We start from the raw sequence: 25,940 nt of genomic DNA, 5'->3' as shown, positions 1-25,940 counted from the left end.
GTTACGGATTTGTTTACACTTGCTACGATTCTAAATTTGGGGAGACAAACCTATGTTGTGGTTCCTACTGTGTGTCGGTCTGCTGATCGGCGGTTACTTTATCTACGGGACCTTCGTTGAGAAGGTGTTCGGTATTAATAAACAGCGCCAAACTCCGGCTTATGCCCAGAATGACGGTGTTGACTATGTGCCAATGTCAAAAGGTAAGGTCTATCTTATCCAGTTGCTTAACATCGCTGGTGTGGGCCCAATCTTTGGTCCTATCCTGGGGGCGTTGTATGGTCCAGCGGCCATGTTGTGGATTGTAATCGGCTGTATCTTTGCCGGTGCAGTACATGACTACTTCTCTGGTATGCTGTCTGTACGTAACAATGGTCAGTCTGTACCTAACTTAGCCGGGAAATATCTGGGTAAGAGCGCGAAAACGTTCATGAACATTTTTGCACTGGTACTGTTACTGTTGGTTGGTGTGGTATTCATCTCTGCTCCAGCAGGCCTGTTAGGCAAGTTGACAGGGTTGAACGTAACTATGTTTGTTGGCATCATCTTTGTGTACTACCTGATCGCCACCATCGTACCAATCGACAAGATTATCGGCCGCCTGTACCCATTCTTTGGTGCACTGCTGCTGTTCATGTCTATCGGTCTGACTGCTGCGATTGTCGTTTCTGATCAACACACACTGTTAGCTGGTTTTGGTCCTAGCGACTTCCTGCAGAACCTGAACCCGAAAGATGCGCCACTGTGGCCGGCCCTGTTCATCACCATCGCCTGTGGTGCCGTATCTGGTTTCCACGCTACTCAATCTCCTCTGATGGCTCGCTGTGTTGAAAACGAATCCAACGGCCGCTTCGTGTTCTATGGTGCCATGATCGGTGAAGGTATCATCGCGCTGATTTGGTGTGCGATTGCTCTGTCATTCTTCGATGGCGTGCAGGGACTGAGTGATGCAATGGCTGGCAACCCTGCCAACGTTGTATACAGTGCATCTACCGGCCTGTTAGGCACTGTAGGTGGCTTCCTGGCGGTACTGGGCGTAATCATTCTGCCTATCACTTCAGGTGACACTGCTTTCCGAGCTGCTCGTCTGATCCTGTCTGAATACTTCCACATGCCACAGACTAAGATCTCTAAGCGTTTGGTACTGGCTATCCCACTGTTCGTACTGGGTGCCATCCTGACTCAGGTAGACTTCGGTGTTATCTGGCGCTACTTCGGTGTTGCTAACCAGGCAACGGCAGTGATGATGTTGTGGACTGCTTCAGCTTACCTGCTGCGCCATAACAAACTGCACTGGATCTGTACTATCCCAGCAATGTTTATGACTGACGTAGTTATCAGCTTCCTGCTGAACTCCAGCACACTGGGTGCAGGTCTGCCAATGACTGTTTCTACTATTGCCGGCACTATTACCACCATCTTTATCACTGGACTGGTAATGTACATTGGGAAAGGCAAAGCGCAGGAACTGGCTGCCACAGAAGCTGAAGAAGCTTAATAATTAAATTAAATCAAATAACGCAACGTGAAGACCTAAGAGCCAGTCCAGATGGACTGGCTCTTTTATTATTCCGTCAAAAATTTATTCGTTGAACCATATATGATTTTTCAAAGATAACGAACTCATCCCTTTGCGCTCTCAATTTTGAATATATACATCGGAATTCGAATAAAAGGCACTTAATTCATCGTTTACTAATTTACAATAAGGCAACGATGTTAACATCATGGTGAAATTTATTGAGGATATTCAAATTGTTACTCTAAAATATCGACTTTAATTTTAGATTAGACATTGCGATTTCGCTGTTCAATAAATGACAAAATTGAATAGCCTCGCAAGAAAACTAATAAGACTTTCATGCATTTATAAAACATTTTAGTTCGTGGGTGAAACAGTTAGCTCACAAAGCGTCCATTTATATCAGAGCAACTATCCCGTTCAATTTAACTATTTTGTTTTGGGGAAAAATACATGAAATACTTTACCTTTACCCGATTAAATCCACATGCACTTGTCATCTCCGCTGCTCTCGTGCTTTCAGCATGTGGTTCAGATAACAACAAATCTGCTGCCGAGGTAGTGGCAACACCAGTAGATGCTGAAGATCAGCAACTCACCTTTGACGCTAGTGACTACACAAGTCTGACGGTGAATATCGACGGTACAGACAAGGCGATTCGCCAATATCGTATCGTCTACGTCGCTAATCCGATTGAAATGGCGACAACACAATCTCGCTTTGGTCAGACAATCACATTAGAAGATCCATACGTTTATCAGACGATGATCATTTCTGTTCCAGAAGCATCTGTTGAAGACCAAAGCACAGCCATTTATTTTGCAGTAGATAATTCTGGCTGGTTTAACAGCCCGGTCAGCACCACCATCACTGATGGCGCCGAATTTGTGAGTACTAGCGATACTGACAATATTGGGGCAGCACTTAAGGCTGGTTATGTGGTTGCAAATGTCGGAACTCGTAGTCGAGGCATTCGTGCGGCTGATGGACATTGGGCCGGTAAAGCCCCAGCGCCGGTTGTTGATTCAAAGGCAGCTATCCGCTATTTACGCTTAAACGACGCAGTCATGCCCGGCTCTGCGGAACGGATTGTCGTCAACGGTACTAGTGGTGGTGGTGGCTTAACATCAGCAGTTTCAGCCAGCGGTAACAGCGCCGACTATTTGCCATATTTGAATGCCATCGGTGCTGCTGGCATCACTGGTTCGGGCGACAAACTATCCAGTACTTTAAATGACGATGTTTTTGCAGCTATCGCTTATTGCCCTATCAACAACCTAGGAAACGCAGATATTGGCTATGAATGGCAATACAATGCAGTCCGCTCAGATAGTAACACTGGAGCCATCAATGGCGTCGCCTACTCTGCAGGCGTTCAACCAGCGGCATCCGCGGAAATGGCATCAATGTTTCCAACTTACCTTAACAACCTCAATCTAAAAAAGGATGACGGCACAGCTATCACAGATCAAAACCTTAATGACCTGCTGGTAGGCGAGCTTAAAGCTGAACTTGAACGTCAGATTGCCGCCGGTGTTACTGTTCCAAACCTCGGAGAAACCTTCAACGTTACCCAAAGAGGTACAACTTATAGTCTCACCAACAACTGGCTCACGCTCAGAGGCACCGGTACCACGGCAACTGTCAGCAATATCGACGTAGAGAAATTTCTTGCCTTCGTTGCGTCATCCATCAATCTAAAAACGGTTGTTGCATTCGATGCTACTGCAGAAACGGGTAATCCGAGTGTTAGTGGCGAAACTAACTTGTTCGGTTCGGATTATTATGAATATGGAAACTTCAACGCATGGACTTGGACCAATAACGAAGTATTGGGCGATGGCTCTGGTGTTGATGATACAGGATTAAGTTGGGCAGACTATCTTGCGGATACTGATAGCAATAACCTAGCAGCGCAAATTAATCTCATTAACCCGATAAACTATCTCGAAACGGCTGACGCCGACGTGGCACCACATTGGTATGTGCGTCATGGAATGGTCGATCGCGATACAGCATTTGCCATGCAGTTAACGCTGTACTATGCGCTGAAAAACAATGCCAAAGTTGAAGATGTTAGCTTTAAGATACCTTACTTAGTACCGCATTCTGGTAATTATGACGTGCAAGAAGCATTTGCATGGCTGAAAACTACGTTGGCTAATAATCCTCTTTAATTTCCACAGAACGTGCCCATTGGGCACGCTCTACCCTAGCGATTAATGACCTCTAGATGTGTGTCACGAATGCAAGACCAGACAATCATGTTAAATAGCGCCGGGACGTAGATGTTTCGCGAATGGAAATGCTGCTTTTAACCGTTGAATTTCAGTCTCATTAGTGATCCGCAATACCCATTGTCCTTGTTCCCAACAGCTCAGTAATTCACTATCCGCCATCGGCTCAAACGAACGAGAAGCATCACGCCGAATTAACTCCACTAACGCCTGAGGTGGCACTTCATCCTGTAGCACCAAATCCACTCGTTGTAACCAAGGAATAATGGCAATGGGCAGCAGCTTTGGCGTCACATCCTGCTGCAATAACAATAACTCACCAAAGGCATCTTCCTCGGTAAAACATTGCTGATAGCGAGTGATAGTGTGACTGTCGTAACGCTCCCCATTGTTACGCAAAAAACGCTCCCAGAAGCGCCTACGCTGAGATGGATTGAAGTGCTTCTGCTGTACTTCATGACGTTTTTCCGCAATAAAATCCATCAGCGGCGACAAGGATTGTGGGAGAAGTGCTTCCAGTTTACCGCGGATATCTTTTGCGAAAACCGGCGCTGCACCAGCAGTACTGACCGCTACGACTAAGCGTCCTCGGTCGACTATTGAGGGGGTAATAAAATCGCAGTTATCGGGATCGTCAACGACGTTTACTAACGCACCTTCCTCCCGGGCTAATTCGGCTAATTGTTGATTAAGGAGGTTATCAGCAGTAGCGATATAGACTAAATCGACATCCTGCAAATCGGTAGATACCACCTCTCGACCGGAAAGTTCAATCCGTCCGCTATCTGCGTAATCGGCAATGTCATCACACACTTGCGGTGCTACAACATGAATATCAGCATCAGTACGTGCCAGAAGATCCAACTTACGCGCAGCGACCTCTCCGGCACCAACCAACAAGACGGATAAATTTGACGTATCAATATACAGAGGGAAATAGCGCATCGTTCCGGTACCCAAGACTGTTAGAAAATTCTGAGACCAGCGTGAACTAGCTCAGGTTACCAGATGGCAGCATAATCCTCAGTTGTGGCATTCACTGCGTTCGGCACTGCAATTCCAACACAGTTCAAAACTCGCGTCATTAAATTCATGACATTGCAAACATTGCCATTGAGGGAGATCGGCATTTAATGTCGCCAGCTGCGTCTGAGCTGGCTCCAGTTGAGATTCCGGCACCCACAATTCCACAGTTTGTAAATCAACCGGTAATTCACCGACACCGCCCATGAGTGCTTCGCCACGCAATTCCACAGTAATACCACAGGCTTCCAGCATACCTTTCCATGTATGAGCCTGAAGCAGATTTCCACCGGCAACTAATATCTTACGTTCTTCCATGTGACTTCCTACCACTGCACTTTGCTATTTAGACAAAGAAAAAACAGGAATGATTTAGATGAACAAAAAATGAACTGTTCAAATTTTGTTAATCGCCATGCTACTTCCTGAAAGCACGCCTGTCGAGTTGCCCTGCGTAAAAATTTACTTTTCATCAACATTTGAGCGTCATCGTGCGTAAATATTGAGAAACCGGCTAATAAAAAAACCACCCGTAGGTGGTTTTTTAGCGTTAATAGTGGTTACGGCATGATGGAAGGCTGATCTGCACCTTCTTTCTCTACCTGCACCGGCATCATATGTTCGCGACAGACACCAAGTTTGATGGCTAGGAAGCTCGCAACATAGATTGAAGAGTATGTACCTACGGTGATACCCATCAGCAACGACGTGGCAAAGCCATGGATCAACGTACCACCCTTCAGGAAAAGCGCGATCACGGTAATAATCGTTGTACCGGTTGTGATGATAGTACGACTCATCGTCTGCGTAATTGACGCGTTAACCACTTCTGTCGGTGTCGCTTTACGCATCTTCAAGAAATTTTCTCTGATACGGTCAAATACCACGATAGTGTCGTTAAGTGAGTAACCTACTACCGTTAACACGCCGGCGAGCACTGTCAGGTCAAACTCAAGCTGTAAGAAGGAGAATAGGCCAAGAGTTACTGTCACGTCGTGCGCCAACGCGGCTACCGCACCTACTGATAAACGCCACTCAAAACGGAAGGTGACATATATCAAGATACAGATCAGCGCGACTAATACCGCTAATCCGCCCTGCTCTGCGAGCTCTTTACCGACCTGAGGACCAACGAACTCGACACTCTTTTGCACGACATCAGGATCCTGAGCCTTAGCAGCACTGAGTACCAATTTGACCTGGTCATCACTTTTCACGCCTTCTTTAGTCTGTAGTCGTACCACAACATCACGACTAGAACCAAAGTTCTGCACCACGGCACCAGAGGTAATTTCACGGTCCAGCGTATCACGCATTGTGCTGAGATCTGCTGGCTTACTGAAAGTCAGCTGAATAGACGTACCACCGGTAAAATCCAGCCCCCAGTTGATGCCTTTGGTACCTAACGATACCAACGACAATACGACCAGGATCAACGACATAATACTGATCGGCAATGCATGCCGGAGAAAGTTGACTGAGCCTTTAAAGGATAAAATCTGCAACATTTCAACATGCTCCTTATATAGACAGCTTTTTAAGGCGCTTACCGCCCCACAAGGCGTTCACAATCGCACGTGTACCCACAATCGCGGTAAACATGGATGTAGCAATACCGATCATCAAGGTCACAGCGAAGCCCTTAATGGCGCCAGTGCCCACTGCAAATAGGATTAATGCAGTGATGAAGGTGGTAATGTTTGCGTCAGCAATGGTTGAAAATGCGTTAGCATAACCTTCATGGATCGATTGCTGGATTGAACGACCTGCCCGTAACTCTTCACGAATACGTTCGTTAATCAGCACGTTACCGTCCACAGCCATACCGACAGTCAACACCATCCCGGCGATACCTGGCAGCGTTAACACAGCGCCAGGGATCATCGACATGATACCCACGACCATTACGAGGTTCGCGGTCAATGCTAGGTTAGCAATCACACCAAAAGCACGGTAGTAGAACATCATGAATAACAATACTACTGCCATACCCCAAATCATCGCCTGTAAACCATTCTGAATGTTTTCAGCACCAAGGCTTGGACCAATGGTACGTTCTTCAACAATGGATACAGGGGCAATCAAGGCACCGGCACGTAATAGCAATGCCAGATTCTGCGCTTCACCATGGGTTAAGCCGGTGATTACAAAGTTACGACCAAGACGCGCCTGAATTGTCGCCACAGAAATCACTTCTTCCACTTTATTCATTTTTACTGAGCCATCCGGATTGCGTTCGCCGCTATCCTTGTACTCAATGTATAAAGTGGCCATTGGCTTACCGATGTTGTCTTTAGTGACATCGGAGAAAATGCTACCGCCCTTGGCATCGAGGTTAATGCTCACTTGAGGGCGACTGTATTGGTCAAAAGAAGGTTGCGCGCCGGTAATATGATCGCCGGTTAACATGACTTCTTTTTGGAGTACTACTTCACCGCCTTCACGACGTTTGTAGACTTCTGAGCCTGCAGGTAACCGACCAGCTTGAGCTGCCGCCAAATCAGTTTTCTGATCCACCATGTGGAATTCGATTGAAGCTGTTGCCCCAAGAATTTCCTTAGCACGAGCGGTATCCTGAACACCAGGCAGTTCTACAATAATACGCTCTGCCCCCTGACGTTGAACGACAGGTTCAGCAACACCGAGTTCGTTGACACGATTACGAATAGTGGTGATGTTCTGAGTCAGTGCATCTTCTTTAATCTGACGCAAATATTGCTCACTCATCGTAGCGTGCAACACTAATACGTCACCAGCTGAAGCATTGGTAAACACCATTTCATTATTGGAATGGGTTTTCAGATACTGTTCAGCTTTTGTCAGAGACTCTGCATCACGGAAATTGATGTCAATGCCTTTTGGCGTTGCCTTGACACCTGCATAACGAATGCGTTGTTCACGAAGTTCACTACGGAAATCTGCAACTTTAGCATCTTCCATCTTGCGAATGGCTTCACTCATGTCCACTTCCATCAGGAAATGCACACCGCCACGCAAGTCGAGACCCAGTTTCATGGGAGTCGCACCAAGCTTTTCCAACCAGGCTGGAGTCGCAGGCGCCAGGTTCAACGCAACCGAGAAATTTTCACCAAGCGCAGAAGCAATCGCTTCTTTCGCCAGTAACTGATCTTCAGCATTGTTTACGCGCACCAGCAACTGGCCATTTTCCAGCTCAGAACGCTTAATCGCGATGCCCTTGGTAGCAAGCAGTTGATTGACTTCTGTCTGTGTGGCGGCAGTGACTGCCGTACCACGGGTTCCCACCACTTGAACTGCGTGGTCCTCACCAAAGAGGTTGGGGATAGCATAGAAAGCACCGACGGCGATGATAATAATCACCATCAGGTTCTTCCACATAGGATACTTATTTAACACGCCTCAGCTCCCTTGGCTTACAGCGACTGCATAGAGCCTTTTGGCAATACCGCCGCAATATAGTCTTTTTTGATGGTGATTTGAGTGTCATCGTTAAGACTGATCAGCACATAATCATTGTCCTCAGCGATCTTGGCAATCTTGCCTACAATGCCACCGCTGGTTAACACTTCATCACCTTTGCCCAAAGAAGCCATCAGATTTTTGTGTTCTTTCACGCGCTTGGACTGCGGACGGAAAATCATGAAATAGAAGATCAGTGCAAAAATCGCCAGCATAAACACCAATTCCATGGTGCCGCCAGACTGAGGAGCTCCATTGGCTGCACTCGCGTAAGCATTTGAAATAAACATAGTTCTCTCTTCTTATTAACAGTGGATTCAATCAATCGGATCAGGCACTTCTCGCCCCTGACGGCTATAGAAATCCTTTACAAAGGCGTCTAATGTACCTGTCTCTATGGCGCCACGCAAACCTTCCATCAATCTTTGATAATAACGGAGATTGTGAATGGTATTGAGCCGGGCTCCGAGCATTTCATTACAACGGTCGAGATGATGCAGATAGGCTCTGGAGTAATGTTTGCATGTATAACAATCACACTCAGATTCCAATGGTGATGTGTCATCCCTGTGACGTGCATTACGGATTTTTATCACACCATCACTGGTAAACAGATGACCATTACGTGCGTTTCGTGTGGGCATCACACAGTCGAACATATCAACGCCTCGCCGAACACCTTCCACCAGATCTTCTGGTTTACCCACGCCCATTAAATACCGTGGTTTATCGGCCGGGATCTGCGGACAGACATGTTCCAAGATCCGGTGCATATCCGCTTTAGGTTCACCCACCGCTAAACCGCCGATAGCATAGCCATCGAATCCTATTGCTACTAAACCCTTCAAGCTTTCGTCACGCAAGGTTTCATAAACACTGCCCTGAATAATGCCAAATAACGCATTAGGGTTTTCCAGCCGGTCAAATTCTTCGCGGGACCGTTTAGCCCAACGCAGCGACATCTCCATCGATTTGCGCGCTTCGTCGGGTGTTGCTGGGTAAGGTGTACATTCATCGAAAATCATCACCACATCTGAGCCGAGCGCATGCTGAATTTGCATCGACTTTTCTGGATCGAGGAAAATTTTCTCGCCATTGATAGGAGAACGAAAATGCACGCCTTCTTCGGTAATTTTACGGATATCGCCAAGGCTGAATACCTGGAAACCACCGGAGTCGGTTAAAATTGGCCGAGGCCAATTCATGAAATCATGCAAATCACCGTGTTTTCGCATCACTTCTTCACCGGGACGTAACCAAAGATGAAAAGTATTGCCCAGCAGGATATCAGCGCCAGTGGCACGGACTTCTTCCGGGGTCATCCCCTTTACGGTGCCGTAGGTTCCCACCGGCATAAACGCTGGGGTTTCTACCGTACCCCGCTCAAAAACTAATCGTCCACGTCGAGCGCGGCCATCAGTGGTATCCAATTCAAATTTCATTTATTACCTCGTCAGAGAAACAGTCCGACTTATAAATGGCCTGAAGCCATCAAACAAAAGGGCAACCAGAAGTGCAGCGCACTCCTCTGCCCTGTTTAAACGCCATACGGTTTACAGCAATAGTGTACCGCAATGGCTTATCTCACTTTAATTTCTTAGTCACAAACATGGCATCACCATAACTGAAGAAACGGTATTTCTCCGCAACTGCATGATGGTAGGCAGGCATCACATGTTCAAATCCGGCGAAAGCACTCACCAGCATGATCAACGTGGATTCTGGTAAATGGAAATTAGTCACCATCGCATCTACAACTTTAAAATCGAATCCCGGATAGATAAAAATATCGGTATCGCCGCAGAATGGTTGGATTTCGCCGCCATTGAATTTGGCAGCACTTTCCAGTGAGCGCACCGATGTTGTGCCAACCGCAATAACCCGTTTCCCCGCAGCTTTAGTCGCACGGATCGCTTCAACCACATCTGCCGGCACATTGGCCCACTCGGAATGCATGTGATGCTTCTGAACATCATCTACACGCACCGGCTGAAAAGTACCCGCACCAACGTGCAATGTGACAAAGGCTTGCTTCACCCCTTTTGCTTTCAGCTTTTCCAGCAGGGGTTCGTCAAAATGTAACCCCGCGGTTGGCGCGGCGACTGCGCCTGGATTTTTACTGTAAACCGTCTGATAACGTTCTTTGTCAGCATCCTCATCCGGCCGGTCAATATAGGGTGGCAAAGGCATGTGGCCTACGGCTTCCAACATCGCCAAGATGGTGCTATCGCCCTGTAATTCCAGTTCGAACAGTGCATCATGACGCGCCTGCATTTTCAGTTGATAACCGCCATCAAGCTCAATTGCTGAGCCCACTTTCGGGGATTTAGAACTGCGGACATGTGCCAGCATCCTCTTATCATCGAGCATTCTCTCGAGCAGGATTTCCAGTTTGCCACCGCTGGCTTTATGACCAAATACTCGCGCTGGCACTACACGAGTATTGTTAAATATCATTAAATCGCCTTCTTCTACCAAATCCAGAATATCGGTGAAATGAAGATCACTGAGCGCACCACTATCACCATCCAGACGCAACAGTCTGGATGCACTACGTTCAGGCATAGGGAATTTAGCGATCAACTCTTCAGGTAGATCGAAAGCGAAATCTGCAACTCGCATTGGGGGAGCCTCTGCTTAGCGATAAAACGGCCGCTAGTCTAGGGGCTGGTCGAAACAAGATCAAGAGTCCTTGGGTTCTGACTTCGAAACATCCTCCTGCTTATGTTCATCCATTACAGGCGGGCATGACAAGATTTGCTCAAACGGAATGTCTATTTGCACCCGTTTGCGTTGAGGTTGGGGGTCTTTACCAATGAATTTGCCGATCCAGTTCCACATCATCCTTGATCCTTTAAACCAACAGCCTTTAGAAAGGTATCGTATACAATACTATATACGCGTGCCGGCATCTTTGATGCATTTCAAACTCTGGTGGGACATAATAGCCCGATGATAAAAACGCGCAAGTACAAATTATGAACTTTCTGGCCCACTTACACCTGGCGGACATCAGTGGAACATCTCTGGCAGGCAACCTGGCGGGCGATTTTGCTAAAGGCAATATTGCAGCTCATCCTTTGCATCTGCAACAAGGAATTTGGTTACATCGTCAACTCGATCGTATCACCGACGATCATGAGCTCATCAAAGAGTTGCGTTGGCAATTTCCTAAATCGCTGCAAAGAGTGGCACCAGTGTTGATTGACTTGGCATTTGACCACATGCTCGCCCGCTGTTGGGATGAATACCATCACACCTCGTTGCCACTATTTTGTGACCAAGCCTATCACGCGTTGGAACAAACGCCGCAATTGCCAGAGCGGCTTCAACGTCTGGTGCCGCTGATGAAACAGGACAATTGGTTATTGTCATACGCGCACCGCAATGGCCTCGAAGCGGCCCTGCAAGGCGTCAGTCGCCGGGTATCACAACCTCAACTGTTCCAAGGTGCCGCCAATGCGCTGGTATCACTGGATGTAGAGGTAGAGATTGCCTTTCGTACTTTCTATCCGCAATTGATGGCCTATAGCCGGATATTAGCGCGCAAAACACCGGAACAATATCTGTGATGATGGGCTGTTTCTGCTAGAATGCGTCGCGACTAAAGGAGCCTTTATGCAGAAGTTTGATTATCAGCCCCCAGCGTTACCTTGGCTGGATATCCGTTATAAAGACCGCGACATTATTGTGATAAATAAGCCGGCAGGGCTACTATCCAATCCAGGTCGGGCTGAGGATACTCACGATTGTGCGCTTACCCGCTTACAACAACTTTACCCAGAAACATTACTGGTCCATCGCTTAGATTGCGCCACCTCTGGGATTATGGTGTTTGCTCGCAGTAAAAAGGCAGAGTCGAATCTGAAGACACAGTTTCAGGAACGTCGTAATGACAAACTGTATATCGCCGAAGTCGCCGGTATTGTCAAAGATGATGAAGGTACCGTAGATCTGCCATTAGCGGCAGATAAACAAAATCCGCCGCTGCAAAAAGTCGATGAGGAAGGACGTAAAGCCGTGACGCATTACCGGGTGTTAGCGCGCCGAGAGCAGTCAACCCTGTTAGCACTGCAGCCGGAAACTGGCCGAACCCATCAATTGCGTGTGCATATGTTGGCGCTTGGCCATCCCATCTTAGGGGATGATTTCTACGGTGATGAACAGGTACAAAAGGCTCGGCCAAGGCTATGCCTTCATGCGGCCAGTTTGATTTTCAATCATCCGTGGTCTGGCAAAGAGATGCATTTTGTCAGCATGGCCGGCTTTTAGAGACCGGTCAGGAAGTTAAAAACTGATTTTTTCCGCAGTACAGTAACAACCATTCTCGTTACAGAATGCGAGGGTATCGTTCCCTTGTAACAACAGATATTCGCCAAAAACATTGCCGTCTTTTTCTTCAAGACGCACACCATCTGCGGTATCAATAGCATTCATTTCATCCAGACTATGGCAACCATCACTAAACCAAGATGCCATTATCCATTTACCGTTATCACGGAAGAGATGTACCTCGTCATTTAGATTTTCTCGCTGATCGCGCCAACACCCTACTAACTGGCGTTGTCCCTGATGATTCAGCAGTAATCGGCGACGTTTTTCAACTGCAGAAATGCCGGAAAGTTTACTTAATCCCCGCAATTGCAATGGCACTTTATCTTGGATATCCAGCAGTAATCCCATAATACTTTTGCCCCCAAATGCAAAAAGTAATCAAGACGTGAAGGACAGATCGAACCACTCATTGGCACTATTACTATTAGTGAGTGATGACCTTGATATGTGTGCGCAGTGTATCGCATTAACAATTGAAAGACGCGATCAATATCACTCTACTAGCGCTATTTCAGTGTTTAGTGAAACACCTCACAGTGGAGATCTTATAGGATAAAGGCAGCCTTAAAGCGGCCTTCATCCTAGATATCATGACAATATTAAGACTGCTGTTGGCGTTCAGCCCCAATACAAGCCGCCGCGGTGAATACCACATCCGTAGAGGAGTTCAATGCGGTTTCTGCTGAATCCTGCACTACGCCGATGATCATACCAACGGCCACAACCTGCATGGCAGTGCTGTTATCAATACCAAATAAACTACAAGCTAGCGGGATCAACAACAATGAGCCACCTGCCACACCTGAGGCGCCACAAGCAGAGATCGAAGCGATTAAACTGAGCAGCAAGGCAGTAGGAATATCCACCGGAATACCCAAGGTGTTGACCGCCGCCAACGTCAGTACCGTGATGGTAATTGCGGCACCGCCCATATTTACCGTTGCCCCTAACGGGATCGACACAGAATAAGTGTCCTCATGCAATTTAAGACGCTCACACAATGCCATATTGACCGGAATATTCGCGGCACTGGAGCGCGTAAAAAAGGCGGTTACCCCACTTTCCCTTAAACAGGTCAGAACTAATGGATACGGGTTCTGATGAGTCTTATAAAAAACCAGTAATGGATTCACCACCAAAGCGATAAATAACATGGCCCCAAGCAATACGGCTAACAAGTGCGCATAGCCTGCCAACACGCCGAAACCAGTTTCAGATACTGCCACAGCGACCAAACCAAACACGCCCAACGGTGCCAGACGGATAACAAAACGCACCATCTGCGAGACACCATGAGCGATATCCCAGAACACCTGTTTACTAGATTCGCTGCCATGGCGCAGCGTAAGTCCAAGACCAATAGCCCAAACCAAGATCCCAATATAATTACCGCTCATCAGTGCATTAACGGGATTATCAATCAGTCGGAACAACAAGGTATGCAACACTTCACCGATATCTTGTGGTGGTGATAACTGTTGTTGGGATGTCTGTAGTTCTAATGAAGATGGGAACATAAAGCTTGCGGCAACAGCTGTGAGTGCCGCCGCAAAAGTACCAACGAGATATAGGATCACCACAGGTTTCATGTTGGTCTGGGTATTTTTCTTCTGGTTAGCAATGGATGCTGTGACCAGCAGGAAGACCAAAATGGGTGCTATTGCTTTGAGTGCACCAACAAACAATTCTCCGAGGAACGCGATTTTTCCGGCCCACTGCGGCGCGATAACTGCGAGCAAGATCCCGGCGATAATACCGGTAAAAATCTGTAATACCAGACTGCCACGAAGTATGCGCTGAAAAATAGAGGAAAATACGTTCATCACTAAACCTATCATTATTATCATGATGGCGGGCGCCATTGGAGTTACGTTTTTATCGGAGATGCCCCAGCTTGTCCAGCCAGTATCAGGTAAAAACACTAAAATACATGAAAATAAGGCGAGTGATTAATCCCCGGTCAGTGATTTTGCACCACGCAACATGGCTTCCACCAGTTCACGGGCATCAAATTTTGTCAGCGCTTCATTTGCCCCGACCTGATGTGCCTGACTCACGCTAATCTCACTGGATAAAGAGGTGTGCAAAATAATATAGGCATGACGTAACAGTGTATTGTCTCGGACCTCAAACGCCAATTCATAACCATCCAGACCCGGCATCTCAATGTCGCTCACCAGAATATCTACCGGACGCTGTTCAGCCGCACCTTGCTCCATAATGGATAGTGCTTCCTTACCATTGGAGGTTACATCATAAGGAATGTTGAGATCATCCAACGCATCGCACAATTGTTTGCGGGCAACTTTAGAGTCATCCACCAATAAAATGCGCAAAGGCCGCAGCAATTCTCGTTGAATATCGGTGACCCCCACCAGCTTCTGTGAAGCCTGAGGGAAAATTTTTGATAACAGCAGCTCTAAATCCAGTAACTGAATGAGTTGATCGTCGTACCGTGTAACCCCGGTCAGAAACGCATTTTTGCCTAGATTTTGTGGGGGTGACTCAATGTCACGCCAGTTACACTCAACGATTTTATCAATGCCTCGGACCAGAAAGCCAATCACCATCCGCTGACAGTCAGTGATGATGATATACCCTGACTTCATCTCGTCTTTCGTTAACGGGGGATAGCCCACCGCGGCCGCCATATCAACCACCGGAAGTGTGTGTCCACGGATCGCGGCAGCGCCGACGACCGCCGCATGAGCATTAGGTAATTGACTTAGCGGTTGATACGGCACCAATTCACGGATTTTCAGTGTTCCCATGGCAAACAACTGTCGTTGTGACAACCTGAACAAAAGTAATCCTTGTGACTGGTTAGCCTTGCTTTTCATGGGGTCTCCGCAAATAAATGACGTCATTAAACGGCGTTAGCATAACACAGCGGTGAAAAACTACTGTGAGGATGCCAGGATCTGCCGCACAGATTCAGGCTTGCATACGATACAGTACATCAAACACGAATTGATCCCAGCCTTCGTTGGCAAAAGCATCATCATACAATGACCGAACCTGAGCCACCGCGTGTACAGGTGCGGCACCTTGTGTCATTAAGAAGTTAGCCATCATGACACCTAATACCCCAGCGTCAGCGGCAGTCATCAATGCTTTATGGCCCTGCTGTTGCTGACTCTCAACAAATGACAATGCCGCTGGCAGCTGCAGCGATAATTGTTGCAAAAAGCGATCGTCCGGACTCGGTTGCAGTGGCAATGCCAGTTGCAGCGCGATGATTTCCGATGGCAGTTCACAATCAGTGACTGGTTGCAATTGCAGTACCGCTTGCAGCGCATGCTGTTTAAGCATTGAGGGTAGCGACGACTGCGGCGTAATGGCCAATGCGGCTACAGATTCATTTAACCAGATAAGTTCCACTTCTATTACCACTAAGTAACTGGAATATCGACGATGAAAGATACCCCAATGTTTATTCGCAATCGGTGATATTCTGCAAAAATTTATTTAGATTTTGCTTCCAAGTCCAACAATAGTTGCTTCATTTGCAGCCCCCACGCATAACCGGTCAACTGACCATTTTTACCAATTACCCGATGACAGGGAATGATAATTGCGATGCGATTGGCGCCATTGGCGGTGCCAACCGCACGTGCAGCCGTAGGCTGTTGTATCTGGTCAGCAAGCTCGCCGTAACTGCAACTATCACCGTAAGGTATTTGCATCAACTGTTGCCATACTTTGCGTTGAAATGCCGTACCATCGGGTGCTAATGGCACATTGAACATCTGTCTCGTTCCTGCAAAATACTCTATCAATTGCTGTTTCGCTTGCTGCAGAATTGTCTCTGCTTGCTGGTGACTCGGCTTGGGTGCTGAAACCAATTCAGCACATTGTGCCGAGATAGGACGAAGATAACATAGTCCGGATTCGTTAGCGGCTAACCATAAAACACCACACGGCGAGTCTAATATCAACTCCGCGATTGGTTCGGCGTTGGATGGCACCTTTAGCATTGAAACGACATTGCTCATATTATGACTCCGATACTGAATTTTTAGCCTTGGTTGATGCGGCCTGATGCCATAACGACAGAGTTAAGTAGCTCCCCCAAGGTGAAATGCTGGCGGCGATAGTCTGACTAAAGCTATTAAAATCCTTTATCTCGGCGACTGCAGCCATTTGCTGTAATTGCTTTTTAATAACTAAATCACTGCAAAGTAAAATGTCCGGTGCTGACAATCCCCGCATGGCAGCATAGGCAACCGTCCACGGGCCAATACCCTTAATATCGAGCCAATCGTTCAGCAAATGACTGTCGGTAATGGTCTCTGTTGCTTCATCTCTGTGATGCAAATATATGGCCAATCGCTGTAATGTCTGCTGCCGACTTTGCGGCATCGGTAATGGGAGACTTTCCTGAACAGCCAGCAACTCCACCGAAGGAAAAAATACACAATCCCTGCCATTAACAATCTGTTTTTCACCATATTGCCGCACCAACTGCCCCAACAATGTCGTGGCCTGTTTAAGGCTAACTTGTTGTCCTAACACCGCTCGGACACCCGCCTCAAATGATGAACTGCAGCCGGGTAAACGCAACCCTGGCATGACCTGTAGCTCGGGTAAATGCGCCTGCAACGCTAATAAGCGTTCGTGGATAATCACTGGTTCAGTATCTAAATCCAGGATCTGACGGATCCGCTGTAACCATAACGGAAGCAATTCCAAATTGCCGTCAGCATCCAATGCTATCTCAACGGAAAAGCGGTGTTGTTCCGGTTGATTGATGGCAAAAAACCAGCCTCGTAACTGATGCTGCTGATGCTTCACTAACAGCGTTCGACCATAACCTTCGTTACCATGCTGTTCAAACCATTCCATTGCTGGCACGGCTCGATAGTGGAAAAAACTGCGAAGGTGTTGCCAGTCATAAGGGGGGCGATAACTTAAAAATAACCGCATAGTGCCGTAATCAGAAACAGATTTATGACGACGAATGGCGGACGGTGTCATTTGCAAGCGCTGTTGAAACACTTCATTAAAGCGACGCACACTATTAAACCCGGAAGCCAGCGCCACCTGAGTGATGGTTAACCCGGTTTCGTGCAAAAGCTGCTTTGCCAGGAGTAGGCGGCAATATATGGCATACTGTACAGGCGATGTTCCTATCGATTGAGTAAATAATTTACGCAGCCAGCGACTACTAATCCCCAGACGTTCCGCCAGCGAATCCACAGCTGATTGGCTGTCGCCATTTAACGCCCCCTGCTCTATCAGACGCATCGCGCGTTCTAACGTGGTGCGAGTGCCGCGCCAAGCACAAGAACCGGGGGCGCTCTCTGGACGACATCGTAAGCAAGGACGCAAACCCGCTGCCGCAGCCGCAGCAGCGCTGGCAAAATAACGCACGTTATTCTCATTGGCACTGACCGCAGGACATACCGGCCGACAATAAATGCCCGTACTTAAAACCCCGACAAAAAAGCGGCCATCAAAACGGAAATCCCGGCTTAATCGCGCCTGGCGGCAAGTGTCTGGATGTAAGTCCACAAAGCTCATGAGCAGTCACCAATGACTATCGAATATTGCCAAGGTTAACCAACCCAAGGTCGCTTAACCAGCGGAAAACGGAACTCAATTATCATCGTCGTTCCTAAACACAATGAAACCATTAAGCCATGCAGCAACTGCGATAAATAAGGTATGCTAGCGTCAGCATTGGCAAAGAAGAAAAACCATGATCCAGAAGTTGTTTAGTATATTTGAGGGTTGGACCAACCCGTTACCGGATGTCGATCCGGCCCAACCCCCCAAAGGACTGTTTGCGTTTTGCCGCCATTACACTCGCGGTTTTGAAGTTCCACTCGTCATCATGTCAGTACTGACTGCCACCTTAGCGGTTTTGGAAGTGTCATTGTTTGGCTTTATGGGACAACTTGTCGATTGGTTAGTCACCAAAGACCCGGCAACATTACTGCAACAGGAAGGGACGAAGTTATTGGGAATGACACTGATGGTACTGGTGTTAATTCCGCTGTTAACACTGGCTCATGCACTGATTGCTTATCAGAGTTTGCTTGGTAACTACCCCATGTCAGTTCGCTGGCTGGCACATAAATATCTGCTTAAACAAAGCGTAGCGTTCTACCAGAATGATTTTGCGGGGCGTATCGCCGCTAAAGTGATGCAAACGTCCTTAGCCATTCGCGAAACTGTGATGAAATTGCTCGATGTATTGGTGTATATCCTCGTGTATTTCACTTCTATGGTGATCATGATGGCCCGTGCTGACTGGCGTTTAATGATGCCGATGATGCTGTGGCTAGTGATATATATCAGCTTGCAATGGTATTTTGTGCCGCGGTTAAAGCGCGTTTCCAGTGAACAAGCCGATGCCCGCTCAACAATGACCGGTCGCATTGTTGATAGTTACACCAACATCACAACCGTTAAATTATTTGCCCATACCCATCAGGAAGCAGATTACGCACGTACTAGCATGGCAGGCTTTCTGGACACGGTTTACCGCCAAATGCGGCTAGTTACGGGTATCAACGTCAGTGTTCAGGTACTCAACTACTCATTGGCGTTTGCCGTCACCGCGCTGTCGATCTGGTTGTGGATGGGAAGTGCGATTACCGTGGGAGCGATTGCCATTGCAGTGAGTTTGGCATTGCGACTTAATGGTATGTCACAGTGGATCATGTGGGAAGTTAGTGCCCTATTTGAAAATATCGGTACCGTCACTGACGGTATGCACACCTTGTCACAACCCGCCAATATTGTAGATGTTCAGGAAGCGAAACCATTATTGGTGAGCAAAGGTGCCATCGACTTTAATCATGTTAATTTCCATTATGGTGAACAGAACGGGGTATTAAACGATCTGGATCTGCATATAAAACCTGGAGAAAAAATTGGCTTGGTTGGCCGTTCCGGTGCAGGTAAATCAACCATGGTTAACCTGCTGATGCGATTTTATGATGTGGAAAAGGGCAATATCTGCATCGATGGACAGAACATCCGGGAAATATCCCAGGATTCATTACGCTCCAATATTGGTATGGTGACGCAGGATACTTCCCTGCTCCATCGTTCTATTCGCGAGAATATTCTCTACGGTAGACCAGATGCGACTGAAGCGGAGATGCTGCAAGCAATCGAAAAAGCTCAGGCAAAAGAATTTATCGCCACCTTGACTGATCCCAAAGGTAACAGTGGTTTAGATGCACAGGTTGGAGAACGCGGCGTTAAACTTTCTGGTGGTCAGCGCCAACGTATAGCCATTGCCCGTGTGCTGCTGAAGGATGCACCAATACTGATCCTTGACGAAGCCACCTCAGCACTGGACTCCGAAGTCGAAGCCGCTATTCAGGAAAGTCTGTATCAGCTAATGGAAGGCAAAACCGTTATTGCTATTGCGCATCGTTTGTCGACCATTGCTGCGATGGATCGCCTGATAGTACTGGATCAAGGGCGCGTTATTGAGCAGGGAACACACCAAGAACTGTTGCAGAATAATGGCATCTATGCGCATTTGTGGGCGCATCAGACCGGCGGTTTCCTCGGCGTTGACTAAGAGATATTTATTGTAAGAGCGGAATAGAGATTAATACGGATTGTCACAGATGCTTGAATCGGCAGCAACCGATACAAGGATATTACAATTTGTCCCGTCCTAAGATAAACGGAAATACGGGCTATTCCAATCTTAGGTTTTAGAGCTTGCAACAGCAGCAAACCAAGAGTCACCGATTAATTTGCCGCTGCACTGGTAGTATTTTTAACTAACGACAGGTTCATCATCATGGATATGAACCCATGCTGCTTTATCTTTAGAATAAACTTGGATTTTAGGGGCTAAATCTTCAGAATAATTGTCAACTTCTCCGAGTGGAACCATAAAGTCCGTAGGAAAATGTTTTCCATTAATGCCATAAACCGTAGAGCCGCAATTAGCGCAAAAATATTTTTGTGATACTTCTGAAAAATGATACGTAGAGATCTCTTCCCTGCCTGAGTTAACTTTGAACTGAGACTTTGGCACGACAATCCAAGAACTATAATCGGAACCCTGTAATTTCCTACAATTATTGCAGTGGCATTTAACTACCGTTTTTACTGGCAACTCAAATTCCCAGCTTACATGTCCACAATGGCAGCCACCTTGAATCTTATTCATTTAAATGCTCCAAGCCAATGAAAATTAGACATTTTATATCGTGCAAATATACATATTAATAACGGGCTTTTCCACTTTGATCGATGTCTAGCTGAGCATGACAATTCACGCCGCCTTAGGAGCCAATATCATCTAAGAGGTGAGTCTCTCACCTCTTATCAGATGGTTAAATTCACTGTGCGACTAAAACCCATACCCATGCTGAGCCAAGTGCTTATTTTTGTCATTAACGTAAATACTGAATGACAGATTTTAAGGAAGCTAAGGCTTCGGAATCTGCTGGTAGTGCCAACAAGGATTTCCCACAAAAATCAAATTCCGCAACAGAACTGTCTTGAGGGATAACGCCGACTAAATCCACATTGATATCGGCAAGCTTAAATTTTAGCGTAGTTCTATGTTGATCTGATACACGATTAAATATGACACCATAACGTTGGCATTCGACAACTTTAGCATCACCTGTCACCATAGATTTAATTTGTTTAATTGTCTCAAATCCTCTGACAGAGGCATCAGAAATAATTAAAACATTGTTCAGCTTTTTCACAATTTGTCTATTGATCTGTTCCAGGCCTGCTTCTCCATCGATCAAAATAGTATCGAATTCTCCACTTAATTTACTAATTGCCTGCTGCAATAAATCATTTACAGGACAAAAGCACCCCTTCTCTTCTGAACGGCCCATCGCCAAAAGTGAAAAGTTCTCACATTCGTAAAGACTCTCATAAAGAAGGTAATCAAGTGAGTTGGTAAAATCAACCAGATCATTTTTATCGGTAGACTTTGCTTTGTGAATAAGCTCATCTCTAACTTTACCCATGGTACTTTCAATTTTTGCATCTATTGCATAGGTTAATCCCTGAGCAGGATCAGCATCGATAACTAGCACTTTTCCAAAATCTTTATCTGTTGATAGTAGTGATAAAATCATTGATGTAATGGCTGTTTTCCCGACACCGCCTTTACCACAAAGCGCAATTATTCTTTTATTTTCCACTGCAGCCACCTTTTAGTTTATTAGTTGCTTTACGTATATTTGTACAGGTACTTTTATCACTACACGAACCACAATGAGTAATAGAACCATCTTGAATATTTATACCTTTTTCCAGCCAAACAGATTCCTTAATAGATTTAGTAATTTTTTTTACTTCGGATAATTCTTCTGATAATTTTCTAATGTCATTATCTTTATCTGATGTAAAGTAGATCTTGACACTTTCTATTGTTGGTATTTCTGATAATAAAGAAAAGATGACACCTTGTGCTAATGTCTTGATCGAAAACCCCAATTTTAACAGTGATTTTGATATTCTATACCAAATGATTTCATTCTGACTTTTTAACATTAGTCCATCAAAATATATCCCGCTTCTAATAATTTCATTAGCTTTTATAACATCACGGTTAGTAATTAAACTTCCATTAATAATAACAACCTGTCCAAACGCGATGGTGGCATCTTCAATATTTTCCAAATTAAGATTACCGTTTATGATGATTTCATTAATATTGGATGCTTTGCTACTATATTCTGCAAGCAACATTGATACTGAAGTGGTAGTAGGACCTCCCAACTCAATAGCAGAATCACTTTTTAACACTAATCGACTTACGGACTGGTCGCCAAAACGAAATAATTTTTGAGAAGCTAATGAAGAAATACAGCTTTCTTTAGTCAATTCAATTTTGTAATTTTTGACATTTGAAGAAAATATTTTATCAACATTTTCTATGCTAGTTGTGAATACATCCATAAGTTCTATCCTAAATTTCTATTAACTCAGTAGCAAAATGGGCAGCGCCTATTGCTCCGACTAACTGAGGACTACAGTCGAATCTCACAATTTCAGTATTAAGTTTCTTTTCTAGAAATTTAACTAAGGATTCACTTTTTGCACCGCCACCACTAAATCCCACGGGGAGCTCAAGTCCAACGCGATTAATCATAGCAATCAGACGTCTTGCAATAGAATCAACGAGTCCCGCTGCAATATTTTCAGGTTTCATACCGTCATTAATGAGTGTGATAACTTCAGATTCCGCAAATACACTACACTGGCTAGAGATTTTAAGTATTTCTGTATGAGATAAAGCTAGGTCTGAAAATTCTTCTAGAGAGCAGTTTAGTGTACGTGCCATTGACTCCAAGAATTTCCCAGTTCCAGCAGCACATCTGTCATTCATATTAAATTCGGCCACTCTTCCTTTATTAGTAATTGAAATAATTTTGCAGTCTTGCCCTCCCACATCAATAAGCGTTCTGATGGTCGGATTTAGCTCAAATGCGCCTCTTGCGTGACAAGCAATTTCAGTGACATTTTTTTTAACGAAGGATAACTTTGAGCGTCCATAGCCTGTAGACACAATATTGTCTAATTCAGCTAAATCTTTCATTCCGATAGCTGACATAGCGATTTCTAGCGCCTTTAAAGCAGTTTTTTCGGGGGAAGTAGTAGATTTTACGACGGCAGATGAAATAACTTTTTTATCTTTTAATATAACAACTTTCCCTGCCGCAGAACCCAAATCACAACCAGCTACAATCATTGGTTTTTCCTCGCGAATGAGTAAGGTGGCGTATTTACGCCACCTTGTATGAGCTAATCAAAGCAAGCCATGAGCATTAAAAAATGTAAGCGTTTTCTGTTTAATAACTTCCATTGGTGTATAACTAAGATCAAAGTTATCAACAGTAAGTACCAATAGTGGTACGCCGAGATCTTTACAAAGCTCTTTTACAAACCCGATTGATGCAGATTGATCTTTGTGACCAACATGGCCAGAGAAAATGACACAATTGCAATTAAATTCCGTCACCATTTGGGTGATATCTTGGAGCATGATGTCGATATTACCTCTAGCTTGTCGAATCATGGGAACTTCGGACAAATTGCGCTTAGCAAGGCCGGTCAACATGGTATCCAATGTTGATGTATCAATATGCTCATAGGGTGTGAGGCACTGGAAGTCAGTCACAATATTGGCGTTACATTCAGTAGCCAAAAATTCAGCATATTCATCTGCCCATGTTGGAATAAGGTCCGTCCAAGCACAACGGATCTTTTCATTTGGTACGGCACCGATGCCAGCTTTAACCTTTTGTTCGGCGTCATATGACAGCATCTTAAAGACTTCAACCGTACCAGGATTTCCCGCTGCAATATGCTGTGTAATAGGCCAACCCAATTTTGAACCCATAAATGATGGGTGCGGACAAGGGAGCGCCCGGCGGTATTCCATATATTCAGCCAGGGCCTCATATTGTTGATTGGTAACTTCAACAATCTCTCTCAATCTGTCAACGTCAAGTTTGAGATTAAATTTCTGCTCCAGAAAAGCGATAAGGCCTTTTAACTCTTTTACGAAATAGCTCCAATCTTCATCGGTGCTGCCATAAGAAGGGTCTAAAGCATAAGTGTCAATATGAGCCCAATCATCTGAATTAAGCCAGGCCTCATGTAATGCAGACTGTGCATCACAGGGTTCTAGCATGGCGATCATTGCTGAAGGGATAGGCGCTAAACCATTTTCAACAGCATAAGCACCGACTTTAATGAGACTACACATATCTGTGGGAATGTCAGTAAGTGCGGTTTTTTCCAAATCATCGGTGAAAGCTTGATGCGCTAGCATGTTATCTACAACACAATAATAATGTAGACCCATAGCGGCGTAGATTTCAGGAGCATTGCCATACCAACTTGACAGCAATGGCTTGTCATTTTCAATACAATCAACGGTTTTGCAGTCATTTTCGTAAATTAATTCAAAAAATTTTATCAAAACAGGATTAGGTTCTGGACTTGCTTTAATACCATCTATGAATGATTTGATTCGATCACGATATTCTCTAAATCTTTCCAAACCAGGCTTTATTTTATTCATTTTAAGCTCCAATACTTTCTATAAAGGCTTGAACTCTGGTCTTTGTTTGACCGACGCCACTAAATATGTATTCAGTTTCCAAATTTAAGTATGGAATACTGTTCCGTTTTGAAAGCTTCTTCATATTTAGCAATTCAAATGCCCAATGATCACATTGAAGAATACGTATTCCAATAATTCCGTCGACATTATGACTATCTAATAAATCTTGAACATATTGGTTACGTTCATAAGTTGTTCCAAAAAATCTTGGGTCACAAGGTTTTATTGAAAGATAGTAGTTGGCAATGTCACTAATAGGGTTATTAGATAATGGAATATCTTTTTTACAGTCTCGAGTGCCATAACCCAATGAGTCTGTAATAACAAATGCCCCAGATTCCTCAATGAGCTGTAAAATATTTGAGTTATCTAATTCTCCACCTATTACCATTACTTTCTTAGCATTAGCATCCGCTTCAAATTTATATGATTGACAAATATTAACGAGTTCACTCAAAAGAGTATTAAATCTCTCTCTAGGAAAGCAGTGACTTGCGATCATTATCGTCATCACATCTGCTGCAGATATCAAACTGCAGCCTTGTGCTCGAAAGTCGTAAAGCTGTCTCTGAAGATTTTTAGTGACATTATGCACTCTGATAGCAGTTTTCAGACTTTCATCAGATATGCTAATTCTAAAAAATTCCTCAAATCTTGATTTAAAAGCTGAAATTTTCTTACAAAATTCTTCAATTTGCAATTCGCCGGCCTTTTTTGGCAGCGGAATAAAATAAAAAAATCCGGTATCGATTTGATCTTGCCAGTTATCGAATAACCTTCGAAGATGATCACAGTTATTTACTGTAACTAATCCATCTAAAAAGTCCTGAGCGCCTTTAGCAGCTTCGTTGTAGAAATGTCTCACTAAGCTGCAGTTAATTTGAGAAAATCTGGGTTCAGCTAATTCAGTTCCCTGACTATTTAAAGCATTTACACGATAAGGCAGAAATCCCGCAGCAGTAATAATTTCTTCTGGAAAATAGTTATATAAACAACCAATTATTTTACCACCATCTTTTTTCCAGTCAGATATAACAATAGATTCCTTAGGTTCAAGGACGTCTTTGAATAACGCCATAATCTCTTTTTTTCTAGCTAATAATTCTTTCATTACACACCCCAATTTATTAATGTTCGTGTACTAAAAGTTTGGCTAACTGAGATTGGCACATTTTTACTGCTTCAGCTGCTTCTGGATTATTCTTCTCATTTTCTTTGATATAGACATCCCAAACATCTGATAATGTCTTTAGTTGAATTAATAATACATCTAATTGAAGTGAACCATGATGACCGCACATAATA

Annotated in this window: 25 protein-coding genes; 5 read left to right on the top strand and 20 right to left on the bottom strand. The window is 45.1% G+C overall.

The window, feature by feature from the left end; genetic code table 11:
• Nucleotides 1-52: 52 nt before the first annotated feature.
• Nucleotides 53-1,498, top strand: a complete 1,446-nt coding sequence (locus tag KDN34_RS06125) for a carbon starvation CstA family protein (RefSeq protein WP_212596015.1) — start codon at nt 53-55, stop codon at nt 1,496-1,498.
• A 477-nt stretch (nt 1,499-1,975) separates the two neighbouring features.
• Nucleotides 1,976-3,700 carry a subtype B tannase gene (locus tag KDN34_RS06120; RefSeq protein WP_212596014.1) on the top strand — a complete coding sequence of 575 codons (1,725 nt, stop codon included), beginning with the start codon at nt 1,976-1,978 and terminating at the stop codon, nt 3,698-3,700.
• Nucleotides 3,701-3,790: 90 nt separating this feature from the next.
• Here the strand turns inward: KDN34_RS06120 and KDN34_RS06115 are convergent, their stop codons facing one another.
• The 7 genes from KDN34_RS06115 to queA form a co-directional block, all read right to left on the bottom strand.
• Nucleotides 3,791-4,705, bottom strand: coding sequence for a precorrin-2 dehydrogenase/sirohydrochlorin ferrochelatase family protein (locus KDN34_RS06115; protein WP_212596013.1), 915 nt, complete (start codon nt 4,703-4,705; stop codon nt 3,791-3,793).
• Nucleotides 4,706-4,783: 78 nt separating this feature from the next.
• Entirely contained in the window at nt 4,784-5,101 is a 318-nt protein-coding gene (locus tag KDN34_RS06110) for a putative signal transducing protein (protein ID WP_212596012.1), read from the bottom strand.
• A 242-nt stretch (nt 5,102-5,343) separates the two neighbouring features.
• Complete coding sequence (secF, locus tag KDN34_RS06105; protein ID WP_212596011.1) at nt 5,344-6,291, bottom strand: protein translocase subunit SecF; 948 nt, start codon at nt 6,289-6,291, stop codon at nt 5,344-5,346.
• Nucleotides 6,292-6,304: 13 nt separating this feature from the next.
• The gene (gene secD, locus KDN34_RS06100) at nt 6,305-8,158 is read right to left on the bottom strand and encodes a protein translocase subunit SecD (protein WP_212596010.1); all 1,854 of its coding nucleotides are present in this window, start codon (nt 8,156-8,158) and stop codon (nt 6,305-6,307) included.
• A 17-nt stretch (nt 8,159-8,175) separates the two neighbouring features.
• On the bottom strand, nt 8,176-8,511 hold the full coding sequence (gene yajC, locus KDN34_RS06095; protein ID WP_212596009.1) for a preprotein translocase subunit YajC: 336 nt from the start codon (nt 8,509-8,511) through the stop codon (nt 8,176-8,178).
• Nucleotides 8,512-8,538: 27 nt separating this feature from the next.
• The gene (tgt, locus tag KDN34_RS06090) at nt 8,539-9,663 is read right to left on the bottom strand and encodes a tRNA guanosine(34) transglycosylase Tgt (protein ID WP_212596008.1); all 1,125 of its coding nucleotides are present in this window, start codon (nt 9,661-9,663) and stop codon (nt 8,539-8,541) included.
• 142 nt (nt 9,664-9,805) lie between these two features.
• A complete protein-coding gene (gene queA, locus KDN34_RS06085) occupies nt 9,806-10,843 on the bottom strand; it encodes a tRNA preQ1(34) S-adenosylmethionine ribosyltransferase-isomerase QueA (RefSeq protein WP_212596007.1) in 1,038 nt (345 codons plus the stop codon).
• Nucleotides 10,844-11,199: 356 nt separating this feature from the next.
• On the opposite strand from queA, the gene KDN34_RS06080 reads away from it, so the two are divergent.
• Together KDN34_RS06080 and KDN34_RS06075 are read left to right on the top strand one after the other, a co-directional pair.
• Nucleotides 11,200-11,793, top strand: coding sequence for an acyl carrier protein phosphodiesterase (locus tag KDN34_RS06080; RefSeq protein ID WP_212596006.1), 594 nt, complete (start codon nt 11,200-11,202; stop codon nt 11,791-11,793).
• A gap of 46 nt (nt 11,794-11,839) precedes the next feature.
• A complete protein-coding gene (locus tag KDN34_RS06075; protein ID WP_212596005.1) occupies nt 11,840-12,493 on the top strand; it encodes an RluA family pseudouridine synthase in 654 nt (217 codons plus the stop codon).
• 15 nt (nt 12,494-12,508) lie between these two features.
• Here the strand turns inward: KDN34_RS06075 and KDN34_RS06070 are convergent, their stop codons facing one another.
• From KDN34_RS06070 to KDN34_RS06045, 6 genes are all read right to left on the bottom strand, one after another.
• On the bottom strand, nt 12,509-12,904 hold the full coding sequence (locus tag KDN34_RS06070) for a hypothetical protein (RefSeq protein ID WP_212596004.1): 396 nt from the start codon (nt 12,902-12,904) through the stop codon (nt 12,509-12,511).
• 251 nt (nt 12,905-13,155) lie between these two features.
• A complete protein-coding gene (sstT, locus tag KDN34_RS06065) occupies nt 13,156-14,379 on the bottom strand; it encodes a serine/threonine transporter SstT (protein WP_212596003.1) in 1,224 nt (407 codons plus the stop codon).
• A gap of 126 nt (nt 14,380-14,505) precedes the next feature.
• A complete protein-coding gene (locus tag KDN34_RS06060) occupies nt 14,506-15,396 on the bottom strand; it encodes a chemotaxis protein CheV (RefSeq protein WP_212596002.1) in 891 nt (296 codons plus the stop codon).
• 94 nt (nt 15,397-15,490) lie between these two features.
• The gene (locus KDN34_RS06055) at nt 15,491-15,937 is read right to left on the bottom strand and encodes a hypothetical protein (RefSeq protein WP_212596001.1); all 447 of its coding nucleotides are present in this window, start codon (nt 15,935-15,937) and stop codon (nt 15,491-15,493) included.
• An 83-nt stretch (nt 15,938-16,020) separates the two neighbouring features.
• Complete coding sequence (locus tag KDN34_RS06050) at nt 16,021-16,551, bottom strand: methylated-DNA--[protein]-cysteine S-methyltransferase (protein ID WP_212596000.1); 531 nt, start codon at nt 16,549-16,551, stop codon at nt 16,021-16,023.
• A gap of 1 nt (nt 16,552) precedes the next feature.
• A complete protein-coding gene (locus tag KDN34_RS06045) occupies nt 16,553-18,079 on the bottom strand; it encodes a DNA-3-methyladenine glycosylase 2 family protein (RefSeq protein WP_212595999.1) in 1,527 nt (508 codons plus the stop codon).
• Nucleotides 18,080-18,269: 190 nt separating this feature from the next.
• Between KDN34_RS06045 and KDN34_RS06040 the strand changes: the two genes are divergently transcribed.
• Entirely contained in the window at nt 18,270-20,099 is a 1,830-nt protein-coding gene (locus KDN34_RS06040) for an ABC transporter ATP-binding protein (RefSeq protein ID WP_212596541.1), read from the top strand.
• Between the two features lie 204 nt (nt 20,100-20,303).
• Here the strand turns inward: KDN34_RS06040 and KDN34_RS06035 are convergent, their stop codons facing one another.
• From KDN34_RS06035 to KDN34_RS06005, 7 genes are all read right to left on the bottom strand, one after another.
• Nucleotides 20,304-20,702: a GFA family protein gene (locus KDN34_RS06035; protein WP_212595998.1), complete on the bottom strand. Its 399-nt coding sequence runs from the start codon at nt 20,700-20,702 to the stop codon at nt 20,304-20,306.
• Nucleotides 20,703-20,928: 226 nt separating this feature from the next.
• A complete protein-coding gene (locus KDN34_RS06030) occupies nt 20,929-21,702 on the bottom strand; it encodes an ATP-binding protein (RefSeq protein ID WP_212595997.1) in 774 nt (257 codons plus the stop codon).
• A complete protein-coding gene (locus KDN34_RS06025; protein ID WP_212595996.1) occupies nt 21,692-22,462 on the bottom strand; it encodes a hypothetical protein in 771 nt (256 codons plus the stop codon). Before KDN34_RS06025 ends, KDN34_RS06030 begins: the two co-directional genes overlap by 11 nt.
• 10 nt (nt 22,463-22,472) lie before the next feature.
• Complete coding sequence (locus KDN34_RS06020; protein WP_212595995.1) at nt 22,473-23,255, bottom strand: acyl-CoA dehydratase activase; 783 nt, start codon at nt 23,253-23,255, stop codon at nt 22,473-22,475.
• A 57-nt stretch (nt 23,256-23,312) separates the two neighbouring features.
• Nucleotides 23,313-24,593 (bottom strand): 2-hydroxyacyl-CoA dehydratase family protein, encoded by a 1,281-nt coding sequence (locus KDN34_RS06015; RefSeq protein WP_212595994.1) that lies wholly within the window; start codon nt 24,591-24,593, stop codon nt 23,313-23,315.
• A gap of 1 nt (nt 24,594) precedes the next feature.
• Nucleotides 24,595-25,746, bottom strand: coding sequence for a 2-hydroxyacyl-CoA dehydratase subunit D (locus KDN34_RS06010; RefSeq protein ID WP_212595993.1), 1,152 nt, complete (start codon nt 25,744-25,746; stop codon nt 24,595-24,597).
• 16 nt (nt 25,747-25,762) lie between these two features.
• Nucleotides 25,763-25,936: a hypothetical protein gene (locus KDN34_RS06005; protein ID WP_212595992.1), complete on the bottom strand. Its 174-nt coding sequence runs from the start codon at nt 25,934-25,936 to the stop codon at nt 25,763-25,765.
• Between the last annotated feature and the right edge of the window lie 4 nt (nt 25,937-25,940).

The sequence above is a fragment of the Shewanella yunxiaonensis genome, from assembly GCF_018223345.1.
Taxonomy (GTDB): domain Bacteria; phylum Pseudomonadota; class Gammaproteobacteria; order Enterobacterales; family Shewanellaceae; genus Shewanella; species Shewanella yunxiaonensis.
This window is presented reverse-complemented; position numbering and strand designations above follow the sequence as displayed.

Bases quoted from the DNA above. Each gene is read 5' to 3' on its own strand.
- KDN34_RS06025 (WP_212595996.1), bottom strand. From the start codon at position 22,462: ATGGATGTATTCACAACTAGCATAGAAAATGTTGATAAAATATTTTCT.
- KDN34_RS06070 (WP_212596004.1), bottom strand. From the start codon at position 12,904: ATGGGATTACTGCTGGATATCCAAGATAAAGTGCCATTGCAATTGCGG.
- secF (WP_212596011.1), bottom strand. From the start codon at position 6,291: ATGTTGCAGATTTTATCCTTTAAAGGCTCAGTCAACTTTCTCCGGCAT.
- KDN34_RS06050 (WP_212596000.1), bottom strand. From the start codon at position 16,551: ATGAGCAATGTCGTTTCAATGCTAAAGGTGCCATCCAACGCCGAACCA.
- KDN34_RS06005 (WP_212595992.1), bottom strand. From the start codon at position 25,936: ATGTGCGGTCATCATGGTTCACTTCAATTAGATGTATTATTAATTCAA.
- yajC (WP_212596009.1), bottom strand. From the start codon at position 8,511: ATGTTTATTTCAAATGCTTACGCGAGTGCAGCCAATGGAGCTCCTCAG.
- queA (WP_212596007.1), bottom strand. From the start codon at position 10,843: ATGCGAGTTGCAGATTTCGCTTTCGATCTACCTGAAGAGTTGATCGCT.
- sstT (WP_212596003.1), bottom strand. From the start codon at position 14,379: ATGAACGTATTTTCCTCTATTTTTCAGCGCATACTTCGTGGCAGTCTG.
- KDN34_RS06060 (WP_212596002.1), bottom strand. From the start codon at position 15,396: ATGAAAAGCAAGGCTAACCAGTCACAAGGATTACTTTTGTTCAGGTTG.
- KDN34_RS06120 (WP_212596014.1), top strand. From the start codon at position 1,976: ATGAAATACTTTACCTTTACCCGATTAAATCCACATGCACTTGTCATC.
- KDN34_RS06075 (WP_212596005.1), top strand. From the start codon at position 11,840: ATGCAGAAGTTTGATTATCAGCCCCCAGCGTTACCTTGGCTGGATATC.
- KDN34_RS06020 (WP_212595995.1), bottom strand. From the start codon at position 23,255: ATGATTGTAGCTGGTTGTGATTTGGGTTCTGCGGCAGGGAAAGTTGTT.
- KDN34_RS06080 (WP_212596006.1), top strand. From the start codon at position 11,200: ATGAACTTTCTGGCCCACTTACACCTGGCGGACATCAGTGGAACATCT.
- KDN34_RS06010 (WP_212595993.1), bottom strand. From the start codon at position 25,746: ATGAAAGAATTATTAGCTAGAAAAAAAGAGATTATGGCGTTATTCAAA.
- KDN34_RS06015 (WP_212595994.1), bottom strand. From the start codon at position 24,593: ATGAATAAAATAAAGCCTGGTTTGGAAAGATTTAGAGAATATCGTGAT.
- KDN34_RS06125 (WP_212596015.1), top strand. From the start codon at position 53: ATGTTGTGGTTCCTACTGTGTGTCGGTCTGCTGATCGGCGGTTACTTT.
- KDN34_RS06035 (WP_212595998.1), bottom strand. From the start codon at position 20,702: ATGAATAAGATTCAAGGTGGCTGCCATTGTGGACATGTAAGCTGGGAA.
- tgt (WP_212596008.1), bottom strand. From the start codon at position 9,663: ATGAAATTTGAATTGGATACCACTGATGGCCGCGCTCGACGTGGACGA.
- KDN34_RS06110 (WP_212596012.1), bottom strand. From the start codon at position 5,101: ATGGAAGAACGTAAGATATTAGTTGCCGGTGGAAATCTGCTTCAGGCT.
- KDN34_RS06045 (WP_212595999.1), bottom strand. From the start codon at position 18,079: ATGAGCTTTGTGGACTTACATCCAGACACTTGCCGCCAGGCGCGATTA.
- KDN34_RS06115 (WP_212596013.1), bottom strand. From the start codon at position 4,705: ATGCGCTATTTCCCTCTGTATATTGATACGTCAAATTTATCCGTCTTG.